The organism is Dethiobacter alkaliphilus AHT 1 (assembly GCF_000174415.1).
Classification (GTDB): Bacteria; Bacillota; Dethiobacteria; order Dethiobacterales; family Dethiobacteraceae; genus Dethiobacter; species Dethiobacter alkaliphilus.
In genome coordinates this window covers 125535-146246 of record NZ_ACJM01000006.1, presented here as the reverse complement: position 1 = coordinate 146246, position 20712 = coordinate 125535, and the positions used below count along the sequence as shown (strand labels likewise).

Here is a 20712-nt window from a genome sequence, read left to right as displayed (position 1 = left end):
CAAGCTGGGAGGTACACGCGTGAAAAAAACCATCGTTGTCGGCAGCCGGGATTCGGAACTGGCGCTGACCCAGACTCACTTTGTCATCGGCGAACTACAAAAACATTTCCCCGACGTTGACTTCACCGTCAAGCACATCAAGACCGAAGGGGACAAAATTCTCGATGTGGCACTGTCTAAAATCGGCGACAAAGGACTTTTCGTCAAAGAAATCGAAAACGCCCTTTTGTCCAAGGAAATCGATTTTGCCGTCCACAGCATGAAGGATGTACCCACCGCCGTTCCCGACGGCCTGCAGATTACAACCATCACCGAACGGGAAGACCCCCGTGACTGCTACATCGCCAAAGACGGCAAAACCCGCCTGTTTGACACACCCCAGGGAGCAGTAATCGGTACCTCCAGCCTGCGCCGCAGCGCACAGCTTCTACATCAACGCTCCGACTTTGAAATCGTGCCCATCCGCGGCAACTTAAACACCCGTTTCCGCAAGCTCTCCGAGCAGGACATGCACGGTATCATCCTGGCCTACGCCGGCGTCTATCGCCTGGGCTGGGCCGATAAAATCACCGAAATCATCGACTTCGAAAAGTCACTCCCCGCCGTGGGTCAAGGTGCCCTGGGTATCGAAACCCGCAGCGACGATGACTTTACCATCAACATAGTCTCAGCCTTAAATCATGACACCACCGCATCCGCCATTCTTGCCGAGCGCGCCTTTTTGCGCCAACTGGAAGGCGGCTGCCAGGTTCCCATCGGCGCGTACGGCCGCCTGGAAGCCGAAGAGCTGGTCTTAGACGGCGTTGTTGCCGGCCTGGACGGCTCCACAGTATTACGTGATCAGGTCCGCGGCTCTGCAGATGAGTCGGATGCACTGGGCAAAAAACTGGCCCAAAAGATGGTGGAGCGCGGAGCTGATGAGATACTAAAACAAGTGAGACAGGAGTTTGATGCCAATGCCTAAAGTAGGAATAGTTTATTTGGTGGGCGCCGGCCCCGGCGACCCCGGACTGATTACTGTCAAAGGACTGGAGTGCATTAAAAAGGCCGAAGTACTGGTCTATGACCGTCTGGCCAGCAAACGCCTCCTCAGCTACGCCCCCAAAGACTGTGAAATGATTTACGTGGGTAAGCTGCCCGACCGCCACACTCTCCAGCAGGAAGAAATCAACCAGCTGCTGGTGGATAAAGGCCTGGAAGGCAAAGTGGTGACCCGCTTAAAAGGCGGCGACCCCTACGTCTACGGCCGCGGCGGCGAAGAAGGGGAGCTGCTGCGCGAAAACAATGTTCCCTTTGAAGTGGTACCCGGCATCACCTCCGCCATTGCAGTTCCGGCCTATGCCGGCATTCCGGTGACCCACCGCGACTGTACATCCAGCTTTGCCGTCATCACCGGACACGAGGATCCCACAAAAACCGAATCCTCCATCCATTGGGATAAAATCTCCACCGGCATTGGCACCCTGGTTTTTCTCATGGGCGTGGGCAACCTGCCCTCCATCACCCAGAACCTGATGGAAAACGGCCGCTCCGCCGACACACCGGTGGCCCTGATTCGCTGGGGTACCCGCCCGGAGCAGCGCGTCCTCACCGGTACCCTCTTTGACATCGTCCAGAAAGTAAAGGACGCCGGTTTCACCTCCCCGGCCATCATCATCGTGGGCGAAGTGGTAAAACTGCGCGATACCCTTACCTGGTTTGAACAAAAGCCTTTCTTTGGCAAGCGGGTGGTGGTAACCCGTTCCCGCGAACAGGCCAGCGACCTTTCCCGCCGCATTGAAGAAATGGGCGGCGAAGCCTGGGAATTCCCCGCCATTGAAATCGACCATCCGGAAGATTACGGCCCCATGGATGAGGCCATCAACCAACTAGACACCTATAACTGGCTGATCTTCACCAGCGTCAACGGCGTCGACTTCTTCAACCGCCTGCGCCATCACGAACGCGACATCCGCGACCTAAAAGGCGCCAAAATATGTGCCATCGGCCCCAAAACTAAAGAGCGCTTAGAAGACATGTGCTTAAATGTGGACTTTGTCCCCTCCGAGTACGTAGCCGAAGCAGTAATCGACGTGCTGCGCGGCAAACTCCTCCCCGGCGACAAAGTACTGATGCCCCGCGCCGACATTGCCCGGGCAATCCTCCCCGACACTCTCCGCGACGAAATGCAGGCCGACGTAACAAACGTGGTAGCCTACCGCACCGTCCGCGGCGGCGGCGATGCCACCCTTCTAAAAGAGCTCCTGGAAGAGAAAATGATCCACTACGTAACCTTCACCAGCTCTTCCACCGTTAAAAACTTTGTGGAAATCCTAAACGCCGATAACCTCCACGACCTCTTAAAAGACGTGAAACTGGTAAGCATCGGCCCCATCACTTCCCAGTCCGCCAAGGACTTAGGCCTCAAAATAGATATCGAAGCCGACGAATACACAATAGATGGTTTGGTGGAAGCGCTAAAAAAAGTATAAATTTACGGCTTTCATAAAAATCTTACAAAAACATTCATCCCAGAGTGTTCAGAAGCAAGCAGATCGCGAAGCAAGGGGTTCCGGCACCGCAGGCGTATCGTACATACGCCGAGGATGCCGGGTTCCCGCAGCGACAAAGAGCTGCGCCGCTTATGGACACTCTGGGGAAGGGGGAAAACGAAGTATGATTGGTGTTACTAAGCTTCTCTGCGGTGCTGAACATTATGGTGACCAGCTGCGCTACAGCAACTGCTCCCGCGGTGCCATGCACGGCACAACCCATGGTGCCGGCCCTGTGGTGGTCTGGAACTGTACCCGGACCTGTAACTTAAAATGTATCCATTGCTATATGGGATCCGAAAACATAAAGTATGAAAATGAAATGTCCACCGAAGAAGGCAAGAAGTTCATCGACGACCTGGCGGAATTCAAAAGCCCGGTAATCCTTTTCTCCGGCGGCGAGCCGCTGATCCGTCCCGACTTCTTTGAGCTGGCTGAATACGCCACCTCCCGCGGCATCCGTGTCACCATCTCCACCAACGGTACCCTTATCGACAAGCCCACCGCCCGCAAGATCAAGGACCTGGGCGTAGGGTATGTAGGCATCAGCTTAGACGGTGTGGGCGCCAAAAACGATGACTTCCGCAAACAGGATGGCGCCTACGATAAGGCTTTGGCCGGTATTCGCAACTGCCTGGAAATCGACCAGCGGGTGGGTCTGCGTTTTACCATCAACCGCCACAACTTTGACCAAATGGAAGATATCTTCAGAGTCATTGAAGAAGAAAATATCCCCCGGGTCTGCTTCTACCATCTGGTTTACTCCGGCCGCGGCTCTGAGATGATGAAAGAAGACGTAACCCGCGAAGAAAGCCGCCAGGCCATGGACCTTATCATTGATAAAGTACTCTACTTCGAGAAAAAAGGCCTGGACAAAGAAATCCTCACCGTGGATAACCACGCCGACGGTGTCTACACCTACCTGCGCATGAAAAAAGAAGATCCCAAGCGCGCCGAAAAGGTTTGGGAGCTGTTGCAGAACAACGGTGGTAACCGCACCGGTATCGCCATCGGCCAGGTGGATAACCTGGGCAATGTCCACGCCGACCAGTTCACCCAGAACCACACCTTCGGCAACGTACGCGAGCGCAAGTTCGGCGACATCTGGACCGACACTTCAAACCCTATCCTGGGTGGCCTAAAGGACCGCAAGCCTCTCTTAAAAGGCCGCTGCGCCCAGTGCAAATGGCTCCAGATCTGCAACGGCAACTTCCGCGCCCGGGCCGAAGCCGCCACCGGCGACTTTTGGGAATCAGACCCCGCATGTTACTTAACCGATGCCGAGATCGGCATCGCTTAAGTAACGAGGTCGTAGGGCCGGTTGCCCATAAGCGGCGCATCTCTTTGTCGCCGCGGGAACCCGGCATCCTCAGCGTATTATCAATACGCCTCCGGTGCCTGAACCCCTTGCTTCGCGACCTGCTTGCTTCTGAACAACCGGCCCGGCCGGGATGGAAGAATGTTGAGTCGAGATCCGGGAAGAGTGTACAGTTTTTCAAAACCAGGCATGGGGACGGTTCCTTTGTCTGGTTTTTCCCCAAAAGGGGACTTAGCTGTTTGCGTTTTGTGCAGGATTTTGCATGGTTTGTGCGAAAAAAGGTCCGTCCCCTTTTTGTAGACTTCGGGAAAAGAGGTGTTTGTTTTGGAATTTCCCATTGTTCGGCCGCGTAGGTTGCGGGTAAGTGATGCTATGCGGCGTTTGGTGCGGGAAACAGATTTGTTGCCCCGCGATTTGATTTATCCTTTGTTTGTGACCAACGGTAAGAACGTGAAGAAGCCCATTGCTTCCATGCCCGGCGTTTATCAGATGTCGGTGGACAATGTTTTAAAAGAAGGGGAAGAGTGCCTGAAGCTGGGTATCCCCGGTGTGATTCTTTTTGGCATCCCCGCCTACAAGGATGAGAAGGGCTCTTCCGGTTATGATCCCGATGAAGCGGTGCAGAAAGCTTGTGCCGCCCTGAAAAAAGAATTCCCCACATTAATTGTGATAACCGATGTCTGTCTGTGTGAATACACAAGCCACGGTCATTGCGGCCTCATTGAAGACGGTGACGTCTTAAATGACCCCACCCTGGATTTGCTGGCTCGGACGGCGCTCTCTCACGCCCGAGCCGGCGCAGACATCGTGGCCCCCTCAGACATGATGGACGGCCGCGTTGGGGCCATCCGCAGTGCCCTTGACGGCCACGGCTTTGAAAAAATCCCGGTAATGTCCTATGCGGTTAAGTACGCTTCCGCCTTCTACGGGCCTTTTCGCGACGCCGCCGGTTCCACGCCCCAGTTTGGCGACCGCCGCTCCTACCAGATGGACCCGGGCAATGTCCGTGAAGCCTTAAAAGAAATTGAGCAGGACTTGGCCGAAGGTGCCGACATGTTAATGGTGAAGCCCGCCCTGTCGTACATGGACGTTATCCGTGCCGTAAAAGAGGTAACCAACGTCCCGGTGGCCGCCTATAACGTCTCCGGCGAATATTCCATGATTAAAGCCGCCGCCCAAAATGACTGGGTAGACGAAAAAAGGGTGACCCTGGAGATGCTTCTCAGCATGAAGCGCGCCGGTGCCGATATGATTCTCACCTACTTTGCCAAAGACGCAGCCGCCTGGCTGAAGGAGGATATGTAGTATGATTATTTCCTGGAACACAACCTGGGAATGCCACCTGAAATGTAAACACTGCTACCGCGACGCCGGTGCCAAAAGATCCGAGGAGCTTAGCACCGAAGAGGGTAAAAAGCTCATCGATGAAATCGCCAAAGCCGGCTTTAAGATCCTGATCCTCTCCGGCGGTGAGCCGCTTTTAAGAGAAGATATCTATGAATTAACGGCCTATGCCAAATCGGTGGGCCTGCGCCCGGTATTTGGCACCACCGGCACCACCATTACCCCGGAAATCGCCCAGAAGCTAAAGGATTCTGGCGCCATGTGCATCGGGATTTCCTTAGACAGCGCCGGTGCGGAAATCCACGACGAGTTCCGTCAGGTTCCCGGCTCCTGGCAGGGCGCCATCGACGGCATGAAAAACTGCAAGGATGTGGGCCTGCCTTTCCAGATCCACACCACCGTGGTGGAGCAAAACTACCATGAATTCGAAGCCATCACCGACCTGGCGGTAGAAAAAGGCGCCCAGGCACACCACGTCTTCTTTTTAGTACCCACCGGCCGCGCCCTGGACATGGAAGAGGAAGCGCTGCGCGAAAAGCAGTATGAACAATTACTCCACCGCATTATGCGCAAGCAAAAAGAGGTGGACATCGAGCTTAAGCCCACCTGCGCTCCGCAGTTTATGCGTATTGCCCGCCAGATGAAGATGGACATGCGCTTTAGCCGCGGCTGCCTGGCCGGTACCGGCTACTGCTGCATCCTGCCCAACGGTGAAGTGCACCCCTGCCCGTACCTGCCCAAGAAAGTGGGCAACGTCCGGGAGATGCCCTTTGATGAAATCTGGCGCACCGCGGAAATGTTCCAGCAGTTTAGAAGCGATGAGTTCGGCGGCAAGTGCGGCACCTGTAACCATAAAGACGTCTGCAGCGGTTGCCGTGCCCGCGCCTACTACTACACCGACGGCGATGTAATGGCCGAAGATCCGTGGTGCCTGTACCGGAGGGGAAAAGACCATGAAGCAAAGTGCAGCTAACCTCTCAGGGTTCGACCGTGAAATCCTAAACATTCTCCAGTCCCGCTATCCTTTGGTGTCCCGCCCCTATGCGGCCATCGCCCAGGAAGTGGGCCTCACAGAAGAGGAAGTGATGAAGCGCGTCGCCACCCTCAAGGAGTCCGGCCTGGTACGCCGCATCGGCGGCATCTTCGACTCCCAGAAGATGGGCTTTTCCTCCACTTTGGTAGCCCTCAAAGTCCAGGAGGACAAAACAGACGCCGTAGCCCAGGCGGTAAGCGCCTACCCCGGCGTTACCCATAACTACCAGCGGGCCCATGAGTTTAACGTCTGGTTCACCCTGGTTACCCGGTCTGAAGAAGAACTACAAAAAACACTTAACGAAATCATGGACTTAGACGGTGTAGTGAAGCTGCGCAACCTGCCTGCCTTGAACCTGTTTAAAATCGGTGTTAATTTCGACATGTCGGAGGCTTAAAATATGCAAATAACCGACTTGGATAAAAAAATCATCTCCCGCCTGCAGGGGGATCTGCCCCTGCAGCCTAACCCCTATGCCGCCGTGGCAGAGGAAGTGGGCATCACAGAAGAGGAACTGCTGCAAAAAATCAACGCCTATTTAAAAAGCGGCATTCTGCGCCGCATGGGTACCATCCTGCGCCACCACAAGGCCGGCTTTAACGCCAACGCCATGTGCGGCTGGAACGTTCCGGCCGAGAAGGTGGAGGAGGTAGGACCCATCATGGCCCAGTTTAAAGAAGCATCCCACGTTTACCACCGTCCCACCTATCCCGACTGGCCCTACAACCTCTTTACCATGCTCCACGGCAAATCCAAGGAAGACTTAGAAGAGGTGGCCGCCCAGATCTCCAAAGAAACGGGCATCACCGACTACAAACTGCTCTACAGCACCAAAGAATACAAAAAAACCAGCATGAAATACTTCTAACACAAAAGGCCAGACATCCGTCTGGCCTTTGCATAACCTGATATAATTACTCAAATAAAGAATAAGCTCAAGATGAGTGTCAGCCAATAACCGTACATTGCATTATCCCCCCGGACAAGATACAATAATTACAACCAGAATATGGGCAGAAGCACTCTTTGCTGCTCCACTAAATGCCTGGCACATTGCCCAGGAAGTATGGACAAGTTTGCCCGGTTTCTAACCATGCCGGGAACTCTGAATAAAATTTCTACATACAGGAGGAGAGTACATGTACGAAAAATCCCAAAAACTATTTGCCGAAGCCAAGGAAGTGATGCCCGGCGGTGTCAACAGCCCGGTACGCGCTTTTAAATCCATCGGCATGGACCCCATCTTTTTAACCAAAGCCAAGGGAGCCTACGTCTATGACGCCGACGGCAACCAATATGTGGACTATGTTGCTTCCTGGGGCCCCATGATCTTAGGTCATGCCCATCCCCGCATTGTCTCCGCCGTACAGAAAGCAGCGGAGAAGGGGACAAGCTTTGGTGCCCCCACCGAAATCGAAACGGAAATGGCCCAACTGGTCATCGACGCCGTACCCTCCATTGAGATGGTACGCATGGTAAACTCCGGCACCGAAGCGGTAATCAGCGCCCTGCGCGTGGCCCGCGGCTTCACCGGCCGCAACAAAATCGTCAAGTTTGCCGGCGGCTACCACGGCCACGGCGACAGCCTGCTCATTAAAGCCGGCTCCGGTGTTACCACCTTAGGCCTGCCCGACAGCCCCGGTGTCACAGAAGGGGTAGCCCAGGACACCATCACCGTTAACTTTAACGACTTAGAAGCGGTAAAAGAAGTCTTTAACCAGATCGGCGAAGAAATCGCCGCCGTCATCATAGAACCCATCGCCGGCAACATGGGCCTGGCCATTCCCAACGAAGGCTTTTTGGAAGGCCTGCGGGAAGTTACCCAAGAACACGGCGCCCTGTTAATTTTTGACGAAGTAATGACCGGTTTCCGGGTAGCCTACGGCGGCGCCCAGGAACTCTACAACGTCACCCCGGACCTCACCACCTTAGGTAAGGTCATCGGCGGCGGCCTGCCGGTAGGCGCCTTTGGCGGCCGCAAAGACATTATGGAGCATGTAGCTCCCGCCGGTCCCATCTACCAGGCCGGTACCCTCTCCGGCAACCCCCTGGCCATGGCTGCCGGACGGGAAATGCTCTTGGCCCTTAAGGAAAACCGTACCTACGAAAAGCTGGAGAAAACCTCGGCCCTTTTGGCCGGCGGCCTAAAAGAAGTGGCACAAAAACACGATATTGAAGTGACCTTCAAGCGTGTGGGCTCCATGAGCTGCGTGTACTTCACAGACCAGGATGTCTTTGACTTCCCAACAGCCGCCACCTCCAATATCCCCCGTTTCCGCATGTACTTTAAGACCCTCCTGGAAAACGGCGTCTACATCGCCCCGTCCCAGTTCGAAGCAGGCTTTGTCTCCCTGGCCCACACTTTAGCCGAAGTGGAAAAAACCATCCACGCCGCAGACAAAGCATTTGCCGCCGCCAAAGAAGTAACCTGCTAATAAAAATATCCCGGGCCAAGGCCCGGGATAATCTTTTTTCATTTGTCTGTGACCTGCGTCACAGTATTATTATTCTCCATCCGCTATGATGAAACAGACATATTTGTCAAAGTGTAGCCACATAACATAGGGGTGAATCATTTGCCAAAGCTTATTCAGATTCCCGCACTTATACTTACGCTTTTTTTACTCGCCGGTTGTTCACAAAATAACGCCACACCATCAGCACAGGGAGAAGAAAGCTGCGCTTCCTGCCACAATGAACTGGTGACCGGCTTCCAAGCCACAGTCCACGCCCAGGCCGATGTGACCTGTGCAGACTGCCATGATAACATCGAAGCCCACCTCCAAAACGCTTCCAACCTACCACAAATAGAAGTCCGAGGCCAAACCTGCGCTACCTGTCACGGTGAAGAATATACCCAGTGGGAATCTTCACCCCACGCCCAGATCCCCTTAGACGAGTTCCCCGACGACCCCCGGGTAATGGAGTGCATGAAGTGCCACCAGGCCAGCGGCTTTGCCGCCGTCATTGAAAGCGGCGAAGACTTTAAATCCGCCTGGGGCCCCATGCCCACATCTGAGCCGGAGCCGGTAACCTGCATGGCCTGCCACAGCCCCCATAACCCCCGGGACGACAAGATGCTGCGTCTCTCCAAAGGTGAGCTTTGCGCCACCTGCCACGACACCAAGTGGCAGAACCTGGTCTTAACCGGCACCCACCCCGAACCAACTCAAGACTATTCCGCCTTTGCCCACCATCCCCATAACACCGAGGAGGGCTGCGCCCTTTGCCATATGGCCACAACCCCGGGAGCAGATAACGTGGGCGGCCACACCTTCACCATGCGCCCCGCCGAAGACGGCAAGCTAAACCTCCGGGCCTGCGCCGCCTGCCACGATAACCCGGACACCTATAACATCGGCGGCAAGCAAACCGAAGTAGAGGAAACGCTAAACGACCTGCGCAGCGCCTTAAAAGAGCGCAACAGCGGAGAGCTTCCCGGCAACGAACCGGGTTCCTGCAACCAGTGCCACCGCGGCGGCACCTTACCCTTTGATAACGACCCGGACCTGATCCTGGAAAAAGCCTACGAAAACTACCAGCTAATCGACCGCGACAAATCTCTGGGTGTCCACAATCCCGACTATGCCCTGCAGTTATTGCAGGATGCATTGGAAGCTGTGGAAACACAATATGATAAGAACTAGCCAAAGTTGGCCCGCGAATTTCACGGGCCAACTTTTTTAGTGTTTTTTGGATAGATTGTTACAAAAATGTTAACGAAGATGCAGGTAATTGGCAATTCATGTCGAATGTACTAGATTACGAGAAGTCAATTGCCCCGGATGGCGTGTGGCAAATATACCGACAGCATGATGATTTTTGTCTACATAAGGAGGTTTACTGCATGTACAAGGAAACAAGGTTTTTTTTCATGTTCTCACTGATTGTAATGATAGTTTTTGGCTATGGGGTTCGTGCCCATCTTCTCGCACCCCAACCACCGGTAGGAGGACCAATCCTCACCTCCCATGCCGCAGATGGCAACTATGAAGGTAACTGCATCGCCTGCCATCAAGGTGTGGAGGAATTGCACTTAAGTTATTTTGGCACTTTTGAAAACGACAGTTGTCTGGATTGCCACGGTGGTGCAGCGCAAACTCCCCATGATATTGAAGGTCAGTTTGCCGACTGCCTCAGCTGTCACGGAGGGATTACCGCCAGTCACGACGAGATGTTCCCATTCCCAGGCCGCTCCTATGAAGACTGCCTGATTTGTCATATTCCCAGCGAATAAAAGATTACTACATTAACTCTAACTCTAAATTTTTGTCATCTGAGATGGGCCCGGAGATTTAACCATCTCTGGGCCCTTTTTTGTGAAATTTGTAAAATTTTTACAATGTTGGGTTTTGCGTCGTGAAGAAGTGTACAAGCTTCCAGCATCACCTGACGTTCACCGAGATATACAGACAACGACTAAGGATGTGTAAAAATGGCTGTGGCAGAAGTGCAGGAAATGACAAGTGGCTTGCTCAGGCTGGGAAAGAAAAAGATCAAAATTATCTACCTGATGTTGTTACTTTCCTTTGCCATCTTACTTTCCGCCGGTATTTTTATGTTTTTCTATGTGACCGGGACAACACCTTATATAGGCTATTTATTGCCCGTATTTAGTCCGGCGCTTCCCCAATATCAATACTCTATTTTAGGGGAAGGAGACCAGGCCTTACTGAAACCCATGGATGTGGCAGTTGTGGATGACCGTATCTATATAACCGATACGTTAAATTCTCAGGTGCAAGTATTTAAACCCACCGGAGAGCCGGTGTTGTCTTTTGGCGGCAGCGGCAGGGAGCCGGGCAAGTTTAGTTTCCCATATGGCATAGATGTGGCTCCTAATGGAAACATCTTTGTTGCCGACATGTATAACGGGAATATCAGCATTTTCGATGATTATGGCAGGTTTCTCAATTACTTTGCCGCAGCTGAAGATGCCGTTGTTGATCCTGGCGGACTACTTATTAAAGACGGTCTTTTGTATGTTTGCAACCTAAACCCCGGCTCTGTCCTGGTCTTTGATATTAACAGTGAGGAGCTCATTAACACCATCGGCTCTGAAGGTACGGGAGAGGGAGAACTGATGTTTCCCAATGACCTGACATTTGGCCCCGACGGGAATCTCTACGTGAGCGATACCGGCAATAACCGCATTCAGGTGTATGACCCTCAGGGTTCATTTATTAAAACATTGCCCATAGACGGCGGTGATATTTACAGCCCCAGAGGAGTGGGTTTTGACTCCCACGGGCGTCTCCATGTGGTAAGTAAAATGAATAATCAGATTGCGATTTTCGACAGCAACTGGAAGAAGGTTGGCGATGTTGGAGACACCGTTTTTAATATGCCAAACGGCATTGCCATGGATCAAAGAACAAGACGTGTTTATGTTACCGACCACATTTCAACACTGGTTTTTCAGTAAAAGCCTTTGTGTTGTGGTAATATAACTTCTTAATTACCGAAAGGAGTGGTGTCTATCGACAGCGGTTTTAAAGATCTTGCCAGGAGTTAGAAAGGAGGTGTTTTGTTCCCTTGGCTGAACGCCAAAAGCTGTTTTACGTTGCCTTAACTGTCATTGTAGTCGGGGGGCTGGGCCCTTTGCTTTACCAAGCTCTGACTAGTCGGACAGACCCTGTCACAGCTCCCCCAAGAGAGCAGGCAAGCTGCCTTCTGTGCCATAGTGAGTACGAGGCTAAAGCCGATTATGTTGTACATCAACCGGTACAATCCGAATCCTGCACAATGTGTCATATTGACCATACGCAGGAGAACGAGTTCGGCTTTACCCAACCTACGGTTACTGAGTTATGCCTGACCTGCCATTCCGACGATAGCGCCAATATGCAGTCTGTTCACGCACCCTATGATGAAGGAGACTGTCTCTCCTGTCATGATGCGCACCAATCGCCCTTCCAGGGCATGTTGGTTCAGGAAGAAAGGAGTCTGTGTCTGGATTGCCACGATAGTGTAGACATTGAAGACAATCCGGTCCTACATAAACCTTTCGAAGAATCCTGCTCAGACTGTCATGATGCTCACGCTACTGACTTCGAAGTATTGCTGACAGCCCAAACTGACGAGCTCTGCCTCAGCTGTCACACGGAGCAGGAAAATGAGCTGAACAAAACCTGGCAGCACGAACCGTTTATTTCCGGTGACTGCCTCAGTTGCCACGAAGCCCACAGCAGTCCTATCGCGGATTCGGCGCTTCTGGTAAAGCAAGAACGCAGCCTCTGCCTGGAGTGTCACTCCGGCGATGTAGGTCTGGGCAATCCTGTGACACACGCTCCGGTTAACCAATCCTGTGTCTCATGCCACGAGTCTCATGCCGCTGACATTAGCGGGCTGTTGGTCGCAAATTCACCTGATTTATGCTATACCTGCCATAACTCAACAAGGGCAGAACTAAATCAGGCAGTTAAGCACAAACCCTTCAGTGATGGAAACTGCGCATCCTGTCACGAAACTCATACCAGTTCCGTACGGGGCTCGGCGCTCCTCACTCAGGACACTACATCACTATGTTATTCATGCCATGGCGATGTAAGAGCGCAACAGAACCTTTCCGTACAGCATAAACCGTTTGAGGACGGTTCCTGCGCATCTTGCCACACCGCCCACGCCGCACCGGCTCGCAATCTGCTGTTTACTGCAAACAGGACGGCATTTTGTCAGAGCTGCCATACAGAAACAGTTGCAGAGTTTAACCAGACTTCCAGCCATCCTGTAGGGGCCGGAGCTTTTAACTGCAGCAGTTGTCACACCCAAGCGCACGCGGGGCAAAACGTGAATCTTTTACGGGCAACAGGTAATGACCTGTGCAGCACTTGTCACGGTGGCACCGTTACAGAGTTTAACCAGAGCGTTCATAGGAATGTAGGCGGCCAGGACAGTTGTTACCACTGTCATACGACTCACGGCTCCCCCTACACATCCCTGCTGCAGCGTTCTGAGGTTGCAACCTGTACTGCCTGCCACGACGGTAAAACCGGCAGTTACATGGCAAGTGGTACACTCTTTAACAACCACCCCATCGGTACTGCACGGGAGTTGGGCACAGATGTTTTCTGCTCCTCCTGTCATACCAGTATCCACGGCCCATCATATGAATACTTACTTAAGCAGCCTTTAAACAACCAATTGTGCATGGGGTGCCACACAAGAGAATCTTTGACAGCTTATTAAAATGAGGTGACTTCTAGGTATGTCCGAAATAAGGGCCAACAGTAACGAGGGCGGTATCCTGAACAAGGAAATATCCCTCTATAAGGCAGCAGCAATCTTCTTTGTGGTAATTCTTGTGACCGTATCTATTTTATATTCCGTCGGTCAGAAATATTTCTGGCAGCCTTCCCAGGCGCAAAATCCACTGGACAGAGGCCTAAACTATTACCTTGCTCTGGTGGAGAGCGAACCCGACAAGCCTGAACACTGGGTTGATCTGGGATGGCACTACTACAAGGCGGGGGAGTTTGAAGAAGCACTGGATAAACATCTGACTGCTTTGGAAATTAACCCGAACCACTTTGGAGCACTCTACAACGCCGGCCTTACTTACCTGCAGCTTTCCGATCACGCCAGTGCCATTGATTCATTGAACCAGGCTGTCGAGATTAACTCCGAAAACTGGGAAGCACATCTGGTTTTAGGTGTAGCCTTGATGGGTTTGGAAGAATGGGATCAGGCTGAAATCGCACTGGATACTGCCTTGGGAATTAACCGGCACTCCGCAGACACCCATTTCTATATGGGATACCTGCTTGAGCAGCAGGATAATATGGAGGAAGCCCGTGAGTTTTACCAGGAAGCTCTAAGCTATAATCCTGAGCTTTTAGCTGCCCGGGAAGGATTGGAACGAGTTGCAGATACTGAATAAGGATGTGGAACCATGGCTGTTGTAGACCTCCGGGAAGTAAAAAACAATATAGCCGTTTTAGGTCAGCGTAAGGTTAAAACTGTATACTTGCTGCTAGCGCTCTCTGTTGTGTTTTCCTTGTTGGTAATCGGTTGGGCATTTGCAGTTTTTCTGCAACATAATGCCGCCAATGCCGGGCTACCTGGCAAAGCAACCGGAGAACATAATTACCAGTACGCAATTTTAGGTGAGGGTGAAAACATGCTGCATAAGCCAATGGGTGTGCTGGTTTCATCCGGCCAGGTTTATGTAACAGACACCATGAACAAGCGCGTACAGGTCTTTTCGCTATCCGGTAATCCTCGATTTGCTTTCGGAGAAAGTGGCAACAAACCTGGGGAATTCAGCTTTCCCTACGGTATCGAAAAGACTTCCAACGGAGAAATTTTCGTGGCGGACGTATACAACGGCAATATTAGCGTCTTCGATGACAGAGGTAACTTCTTGCGCTATTTTGCCCCACAGGAAAAAGAGCTGACCCAGCCCGCCGGATTGTTTATACATGAGACAAGCCTCTACGTAAGCAATCTCGATCCCGGTCAGATTCTGGTCTTTGACCTGGAGACCGGCGAACTTCTCCGTAAAATCGGCTCCGAGGGAGACGGCTTAGGCCAGCTCATGTTTCCCAACGATGCCGTAATCGGACCCGACGGCAACCTCTATGTTAGTGATACCGGCAATAATCGTATCCAGGTATACACCATTAACGGTGAATTTATCGAAACCTTAAACAACGAACCTCTCTTTAGTCCCAGGGGAATAATCTTTGGGCCCCGGGGACAACTCTACGTCGCAACAAAAATAACCAACGATATTACCGTACTTGACGAAACAGGCAGAGTAACCGAACGGTTCGGACAAGACTTGTTTGAATTACCAAACGGCATAGCCCTTGATGACAATGGCTTTCTGTATGTCACAGACTATTTGTCTGTATCAATCTTCGATTAGTTAAAGGAGATGAGAACCTAAATGAGAAAAGTGCTTTTAATTTGCGCTCTTGCCACCCTATTGCTGGTACTCTTTGCAGGCTCAGCACTAGCATTTCACTATCCCGATGAGCAGGGTACCACCTGCTTCCGTTGTCACTCTACTCACCAGGGTGTGGGCGAAGTTTTGATGACTTCAATCGTCCCCGCTACCTTTGGCAGAGGTATTGTAGATGTCCAAGACAGATACGGTTATATTTCCGTAAGTACAGTCTGCGTAGCCTGCCATGACGGTACAGGCGCCCGCTCTGTTACAGGCGGTAGCAACATGATGCACAGCGGTCTTTTTGACCTGGATGCCATGATTAATGGCCAAGATGTGGCAAACTTTTCAGCCCACTCCGTGGATCTTGCAGAAGATCTGATTACCCCTGTGGCCGTCGCCCCCGGCAACAAAGGCGGCGAAACCCACAAGCCAGAATTTAGCTGCGCATCCTGCCACCAGCCCCACGGCACCTTCAGCAGTGATAGCGGCAACAGAGCACACGCTTACATGCGCCTCAACCCCAACCAGACCATCGATGGAAAGTTCTATCCCGAAGGCGGGGATAACCCGTCCTGGGATGATAGAATGGACGCCATCTTAGAAGCTGGTGACCAAGTTACCCTTGTTGAATTAACAAGAACCGGAACAGAAGGCAACTACCTCTACAAAGCAGAAGCAGATGAGGCTCCCTGGTTGCGTGCTTACTTCCAGAGACTCCGCCGCTACGCTCTGTACCCTGTGGCCATCCAGCAAAACGACGGTTGGTTATTCCAGAGAGTTATCGACGGTAATTCCTGGAGCACCAACTTTGAAGTTAATGCCATTGACGGTGAAATCAGAATTGCTGAAGACCTGGGCGAAACCATTAACGCAGCTGTTTTCCTGCCCATCATCGTACAGGTTACCGGCGACTTTGAAGGTACCTACTACGACGAAGACGGTGCAGAAGTAACAAGAGACGTTAGAATGTACACCAGTAACGTTAACCGCTGGTGCGGTTCCTGCCATGGTTACTACGATATCAGTAACAGAACCGAAGACACTTACGAAATCGATGGCCAGGAATACCACGGCCATAACGTTTATCGTCGTTGGAGCAACAGCTACGCCACACCGTACTCCGAAGACGGCAACAGCAACTGCCTGTCCTGCCACTTTGCTCATGGTACCCGAGGCGACCTGATGATGGATTCCAACAAGCAAATTGTTGGTGATAACTTCAGCGACAGAACCCCTGCCAACAAGCGCCATATCGGTGGTTCGGTCTGCATTGCCTGCCACTACAGCAGCCACGGCAACGAGTTCGTTTGGGACAGCGACTTCCGTCCCTATGACCAGAGATTCTATTAAAAGTAATTTGGGTATACCCCTTGAAAGGGGGCTTTAGATGCCAAAAACAACAAAAAAGAAGTTCAATCTAATCTGTTTACTCACAGCCGTCATTTTGCTAATCGTTGTGGCCGTCCCGGTGGTAATGGCTGAAGGAGATGAGGATTTGGCAAAAGAGTGCAGCCTACTGGATTTTGATCCCACAAATCCCGAGCACGCTCTGGGCCTGACCTGCTTCGAATGCCACACTTTCCACCAGGGTATAACCGAGAACCTCTATGTAGAAGGATATGTTCCACCTGCCGATAACGGTGATGTAAGCACCAGTAACGTTGACGAACCCGACAACGGAGACACCGCCAACGGTGAAGAGCCCGGCGACGGAGACACCGCCAACGGTGAAGAGCCCGGCGACGGAGACACCGCCAACGGTGAAGAACCCGACGACGGAGACACCGACAACGGTGAAGAGCCCGGCGACGGAGACACCGCCAACGGTGAAGAACCCGGCGACGGAGACACCGCCAACGGTGAAGAACCCGACGACGGAGATACCGCCAACGGTGACGACCCCGACAACGGCACAGAAGAGTAATCATATGTGAAACAAAGAAGCCGCCTTTGCAAAAAGGGCGGCTTCTTTATTTTATATTGAGTCCTTAATTTGTGAGAATGCCAGTGACAACAACAATAAACTGGTATAATTCTAACTTTCTAATTCTTATAACGTGTATGAATGTGTCGATACAAAAATTAAAGAACGGCAAAACCCCTGTATTTTCAGCAACAGTCTAGTGCATATGACCTAATTAGGGGCAAAAATTGTCTGTTTTGGGCTTGATTTGTTACAACTTTGTGACTAAAATTTGTCGGGCGTAGCAGGAATTTTAATTACTAACCAGAATAAGAATTAGTGTAAACGTCCCGCATTGGGATTTCAAAAGTCCCACAGAGCAATTATGCATTATTTTTTTAACTAGAAAAGTGCCATATTTCACATCATGGCAGGGGGAGGTCATTTCATTGGGTAAGCTTAGTTTCCGTAAAGGCGATTCACATGACGAATCCCACGGTAACAAGAAAATGTTCTACGTTCTTGGTGGCCTGATTATTGTTCTTCTGGTTTTCTTATTAGGCGTTGCAGCCACCGATTCCACTAATCCGGATTCCTGTGCCAGCTGCCACGTTATGGAACCCTATTACTACACCTGGCAGAATTCACCCCACGCCAACGTCAGCTGCGACAACTGTCACGTTGAGCCGGGCACCGGTTTTGTCCAGGTACAGGCACAGCGCATCAGCGAATGGATTACCTACCGTACCTCCGATGTAGCATTGCCCATCGAAGGCAACCGCGAAATCAGTGATGAAACCTGCCTGTCCTGTCACTCCACTAACCGTCAGATCACCCCGGGCCTTGATCTTCGCGGCGGCGACTGGCATGCCGAGCACTTGGGCTACGGCACCAGCTGTGTAGACTGCCACTATGAAGTGGGTCACGCCGGCTTAAGCATTAAAGAAACCTTTGAACCCACCACAGAAGTAATTGCTCAGTTCCAGGAAACAGAGTACCGCGACTTCTCTTTGACCAAGACCAGCTGTCTGGAATGTCACGACGGCGAACGGGTCACCTATAACTGTGAAATCTGCCATACAGATATCGGCATCCCCGACGACCACTATCGTTCCGACTTTGGCTACAACCACGGCGACGAAGTCCGTGAAGATATTGACGATTGCATGCGTTGCCATACCGGCTTCGGCAAGGTACGGGAAGTACCCGGCCACAACATTGCCGCCATGACCAGAAACGCCAAGTTCTGTGTGGACTGCCACGAAGGCCAGCGCCCCGTTACCCACGACGCCTACTTCTCCGTGGGCCACAAGATTCCCGCCCTGGAAGACCAGTCCGGCTGTATGGTCTGCCACGACTGGAACGAGCCAGAAGAAGGCGTACGCCAGGCCGACGTTATCACCTGCGGCCAGTGCCACGACATGGTACCCGACGGCCACGACGATCCCCGCTGGTACTGGGATCACCTAGACGTAGTCCGGGAGCAAGGTTCCTTTGGCTGCTTTGACTGCCACGGCGCCACTTCCTGCTTCGACTGCCACACCGAAGAGAACGTAGGTTGGTAAACTAAGGCGAAGGAGAGCCTGCAAATGGCCAAACCGCCCCTGATTAAAATCATCATTCCAATCCTCATAGTCTTACTCCTGGGAAGCGCCTGGAACATCGGTTCCAGGCTCTTTCTCCCATTAGCCAATTTCGACGCTCTTCTACAGCACGGCATCCGTGCCTACAGTGAAGGCCAAATCGACCAAGCCTTCCTGCGCTTTCAGGACGCCTCGGAAATCCGGCCCAACGATGCCACCACCCACTACATGCTGGCCCAAAGCCTGGAAGCCATGGGCCGCGAAGATGAAGCCATGGAACACTACCAACAAACCATCGAACTAAACCCAGCAAAAGCTGCACCATACTACAACCTGGCGGTCATCTACAACCGCCGCAAGGACTTACCCGCCGCAGAGTCCCAACTAATTGAGGCCCTGCGCCAACAAAGAAACTTTCACGGCGCCCGCCTAATGTTAGGCGGCATTTACCATGAGCAGGAAAAGTACGAGGAAGCAGTAGATGAACTACAGCGCCTCCTGCGCAACCGCGACCTGGAAAGGCCACTGGAGATCCGGGCCCGCACCTTCCTGGCCCGTACCTACACCGCCATGGAAGAAACCCAAAACGCCAGAGAACAGTGGCAAAAAATCCTACAGCTGGACCACACCAACGAAGAAGCCCAGGAAGCACTAAGTAACCTTCGCTAAACAGCAAACAAGGGGGGCAAAGGGATGAGCAAGTTAATCAGTCTAAGCCTGGCCTTACTGATTCTCATACTGCTTTTCATCCTACTCCCCTTCAGGCTATTACCCCAACTGCCACCCCAGGGCTCCCGGGGACTCTGCGTCACCTGCCACTGGGACAAACGGGACATTCCCGCCCACGCCGACATCGACTTCACCGACGATTCCTGCCTCCAGTGCCACAACCCCCATACCCATTTTGGCAAACCCTATCTCCCCAGCATCGATTCCTGCCTCATCTGCCACTACGAATACAGAGCTAAGCCGGGCTACTTTGTCCACGAACCCGTCGAAAAAAAACAATGCACATCCTGTCACCAACCCCACCGACTCTTCGAGGCATCCCAACTAACGGTACCCTTAGACAAACTATGCCTGTCCTGTCACCGCGACGACATGCTTAAATTCGAAGACCCGGTAGGCCACATGCCTTACGAACTCAACCAGTGCCTGTCCTGCCACGAAGCCCACATGACCCGTGAACCGGACCTCCTGCGCCAACCCTTAGCCAAGCTTTGCGCTTCTTGCCACCGCATGGAGGACGAATGGAACAGAGCATTCCAGCACATGCCCTTCGAAAGGGACCTCTGCATGGACTGCCACTTACCCCACGCCTCAGCCTGGGATGGCTTAATCCGCCAGGACCAAACCCGTCTCTGCTATTCCTGCCACTTTGACCGCCCCAACGAACTAAACCGACCCATCACCCACGGCCCCTACGGCGAAGGCCAATGCACCGCCTGCCATGAGCCCCACAGCTCCGTAGGCGATATGTTACTACCCCACGAACAGGAAGAGGAATTCTGCTTTATGTGTCACGACCGCATCAAAAAAATAGGCTGGTTCGACTCACCCCACTCCACAGTTTTTGAAGATGAGGATAAATCCTGCGGCGCCTGCCACGAACATCATTCCTCCTACGAAATCTTCCTCAGCCGTTTTCCCCTGGAAGGGGAGGAGAACCTCTGCCTGTACTGCCACGGACCCATCAGCCAATATTACTTCGATTCAGGCCATGGCCTGCTGCGCTGCGGCGATTGCCATGAAATCCACGGCGCCATGTACGACGCGCTCCTTTTAGGTCCCGAGCTGGAAGTATGCGCCCAGTGTCACCCCGGCCTGGAGCACAGTGGTTCCAACCACCCCGTAGGGGAGATCTACACCGACGATCTGCGCAGCCGCGCCTTACTTTGCAGCTCCTGCCACGGCCCCCACGGCACCGAGTACACCCGCATGCGCATCATGCCTGCCAACGAACTGTGTATGGCCTGTCACACCAGAATCCAATAGTACACATGTACCAGTGCCAGGGCATATGTACCTCATACCAATTGTACAAGCCTGCAAAAAAGGGCAATTGTCCCAAGAGCCTACAATCCCCGCAACTAAAGGGTTTTGGCCA

At 52.5% G+C, this 20712-nt stretch carries 19 protein-coding genes; all 19 read left to right on the top strand.

Translation table 11 applies throughout. The features are described 5' to 3' along the window. The first annotated feature begins 19 nt into the window (after window positions 1-19). The 19 genes from hemC to DEALDRAFT_RS16445 all read left to right on the top strand — a co-directional run bounded on the left by hemC (window position 20) and on the right by DEALDRAFT_RS16445 (window position 20600). Window positions 20-964, top strand: coding sequence for a hydroxymethylbilane synthase (gene hemC, locus DEALDRAFT_RS07230; RefSeq protein WP_008516232.1), 945 nt, complete (start codon window positions 20-22; stop codon window positions 962-964). Further along, on the top strand, window positions 957-2471 hold the full coding sequence (gene cobA / locus DEALDRAFT_RS07225) for a uroporphyrinogen-III C-methyltransferase (protein WP_008516231.1): 1515 nt from the start codon (window positions 957-959) through the stop codon (window positions 2469-2471). The genes hemC and cobA overlap by 8 nt, the downstream gene beginning before the upstream one ends. Window positions 2472-2655: 184 nt before the next feature. Continuing rightward, a complete protein-coding gene (gene nirJ1 / locus DEALDRAFT_RS07220) occupies window positions 2656-3831 on the top strand; it encodes a putative heme d1 biosynthesis radical SAM protein NirJ1 (protein ID WP_008516228.1) in 1176 nt (391 codons plus the stop codon). A gap of 342 nt (window positions 3832-4173) precedes the next feature. Further along, window positions 4174-5154, top strand: coding sequence for a porphobilinogen synthase (hemB, locus tag DEALDRAFT_RS07210; protein ID WP_008516227.1), 981 nt, complete (start codon window positions 4174-4176; stop codon window positions 5152-5154). 1 nt (window position 5155) lies between these two features. Next, on the top strand, window positions 5156-6166 hold the full coding sequence (gene nirJ2, locus DEALDRAFT_RS07205) for a putative heme d1 biosynthesis radical SAM protein NirJ2 (protein ID WP_008516225.1): 1011 nt from the start codon (window positions 5156-5158) through the stop codon (window positions 6164-6166). Further along, the gene (gene ahbA, locus DEALDRAFT_RS07200) at window positions 6147-6623 is read left to right on the top strand and encodes a siroheme decarboxylase subunit alpha (RefSeq protein WP_008516221.1); all 477 of its coding nucleotides are present in this window, start codon (window positions 6147-6149) and stop codon (window positions 6621-6623) included. Before nirJ2 ends, ahbA begins: the two co-directional genes overlap by 20 nt. Window positions 6624-6626: 3 nt before the next feature. After that, entirely contained in the window at window positions 6627-7094 is a 468-nt protein-coding gene (ahbB, locus tag DEALDRAFT_RS07195) for a siroheme decarboxylase subunit beta (protein ID WP_008516220.1), read from the top strand. Between the two features lie 271 nt (window positions 7095-7365). Then, window positions 7366-8661, top strand: coding sequence for a glutamate-1-semialdehyde 2,1-aminomutase (gene hemL / locus DEALDRAFT_RS07190; protein WP_008516219.1), 1296 nt, complete (start codon window positions 7366-7368; stop codon window positions 8659-8661). Between the two features lie 141 nt (window positions 8662-8802). Then, window positions 8803-9873, top strand: a complete 1071-nt coding sequence (locus tag DEALDRAFT_RS07185) for a cytochrome c3 family protein (RefSeq protein ID WP_008516217.1) — start codon at window positions 8803-8805, stop codon at window positions 9871-9873. A gap of 200 nt (window positions 9874-10073) precedes the next feature. Continuing rightward, window positions 10074-10463, top strand: a complete 390-nt coding sequence (locus tag DEALDRAFT_RS07180) for a hypothetical protein (RefSeq protein WP_008516216.1) — start codon at window positions 10074-10076, stop codon at window positions 10461-10463. Window positions 10464-10661: 198 nt separating this feature from the next. Beyond that, on the top strand, window positions 10662-11651 hold the full coding sequence (locus tag DEALDRAFT_RS07175) for a 6-bladed beta-propeller (protein WP_008516215.1): 990 nt from the start codon (window positions 10662-10664) through the stop codon (window positions 11649-11651). Window positions 11652-11761: 110 nt separating this feature from the next. Beyond that, complete coding sequence (locus DEALDRAFT_RS16450; RefSeq protein ID WP_008516214.1) at window positions 11762-13414, top strand: cytochrome c3 family protein; 1653 nt, start codon at window positions 11762-11764, stop codon at window positions 13412-13414. A 19-nt stretch (window positions 13415-13433) separates the two neighbouring features. Beyond that, complete coding sequence (locus DEALDRAFT_RS07165; RefSeq protein ID WP_008516212.1) at window positions 13434-14105, top strand: tetratricopeptide repeat protein; 672 nt, start codon at window positions 13434-13436, stop codon at window positions 14103-14105. Window positions 14106-14117: 12 nt separating this feature from the next. Further along, window positions 14118-15095, top strand: coding sequence for a 6-bladed beta-propeller (locus tag DEALDRAFT_RS07160; RefSeq protein ID WP_008516209.1), 978 nt, complete (start codon window positions 14118-14120; stop codon window positions 15093-15095). A 21-nt stretch (window positions 15096-15116) separates the two neighbouring features. Next, entirely contained in the window at window positions 15117-16469 is a 1353-nt protein-coding gene (locus DEALDRAFT_RS07155; protein WP_008516207.1) for a hypothetical protein, read from the top strand. A gap of 37 nt (window positions 16470-16506) precedes the next feature. Continuing rightward, window positions 16507-17043 (top strand): hypothetical protein, encoded by a 537-nt coding sequence (locus DEALDRAFT_RS07150; RefSeq protein WP_008516205.1) that lies wholly within the window; start codon window positions 16507-16509, stop codon window positions 17041-17043. Window positions 17044-17471: 428 nt separating this feature from the next. Beyond that, complete coding sequence (locus tag DEALDRAFT_RS07145; RefSeq protein ID WP_008516203.1) at window positions 17472-18587, top strand: NapC/NirT family cytochrome c; 1116 nt, start codon at window positions 17472-17474, stop codon at window positions 18585-18587. A gap of 24 nt (window positions 18588-18611) precedes the next feature. Continuing rightward, on the top strand, window positions 18612-19274 hold the full coding sequence (locus DEALDRAFT_RS07140; protein ID WP_008516200.1) for a tetratricopeptide repeat protein: 663 nt from the start codon (window positions 18612-18614) through the stop codon (window positions 19272-19274). Window positions 19275-19298: 24 nt separating this feature from the next. Next, complete coding sequence (locus DEALDRAFT_RS16445; RefSeq protein WP_008516197.1) at window positions 19299-20600, top strand: cytochrome c3 family protein; 1302 nt, start codon at window positions 19299-19301, stop codon at window positions 20598-20600. Window positions 20601-20712 lie beyond the last annotated feature (112 nt).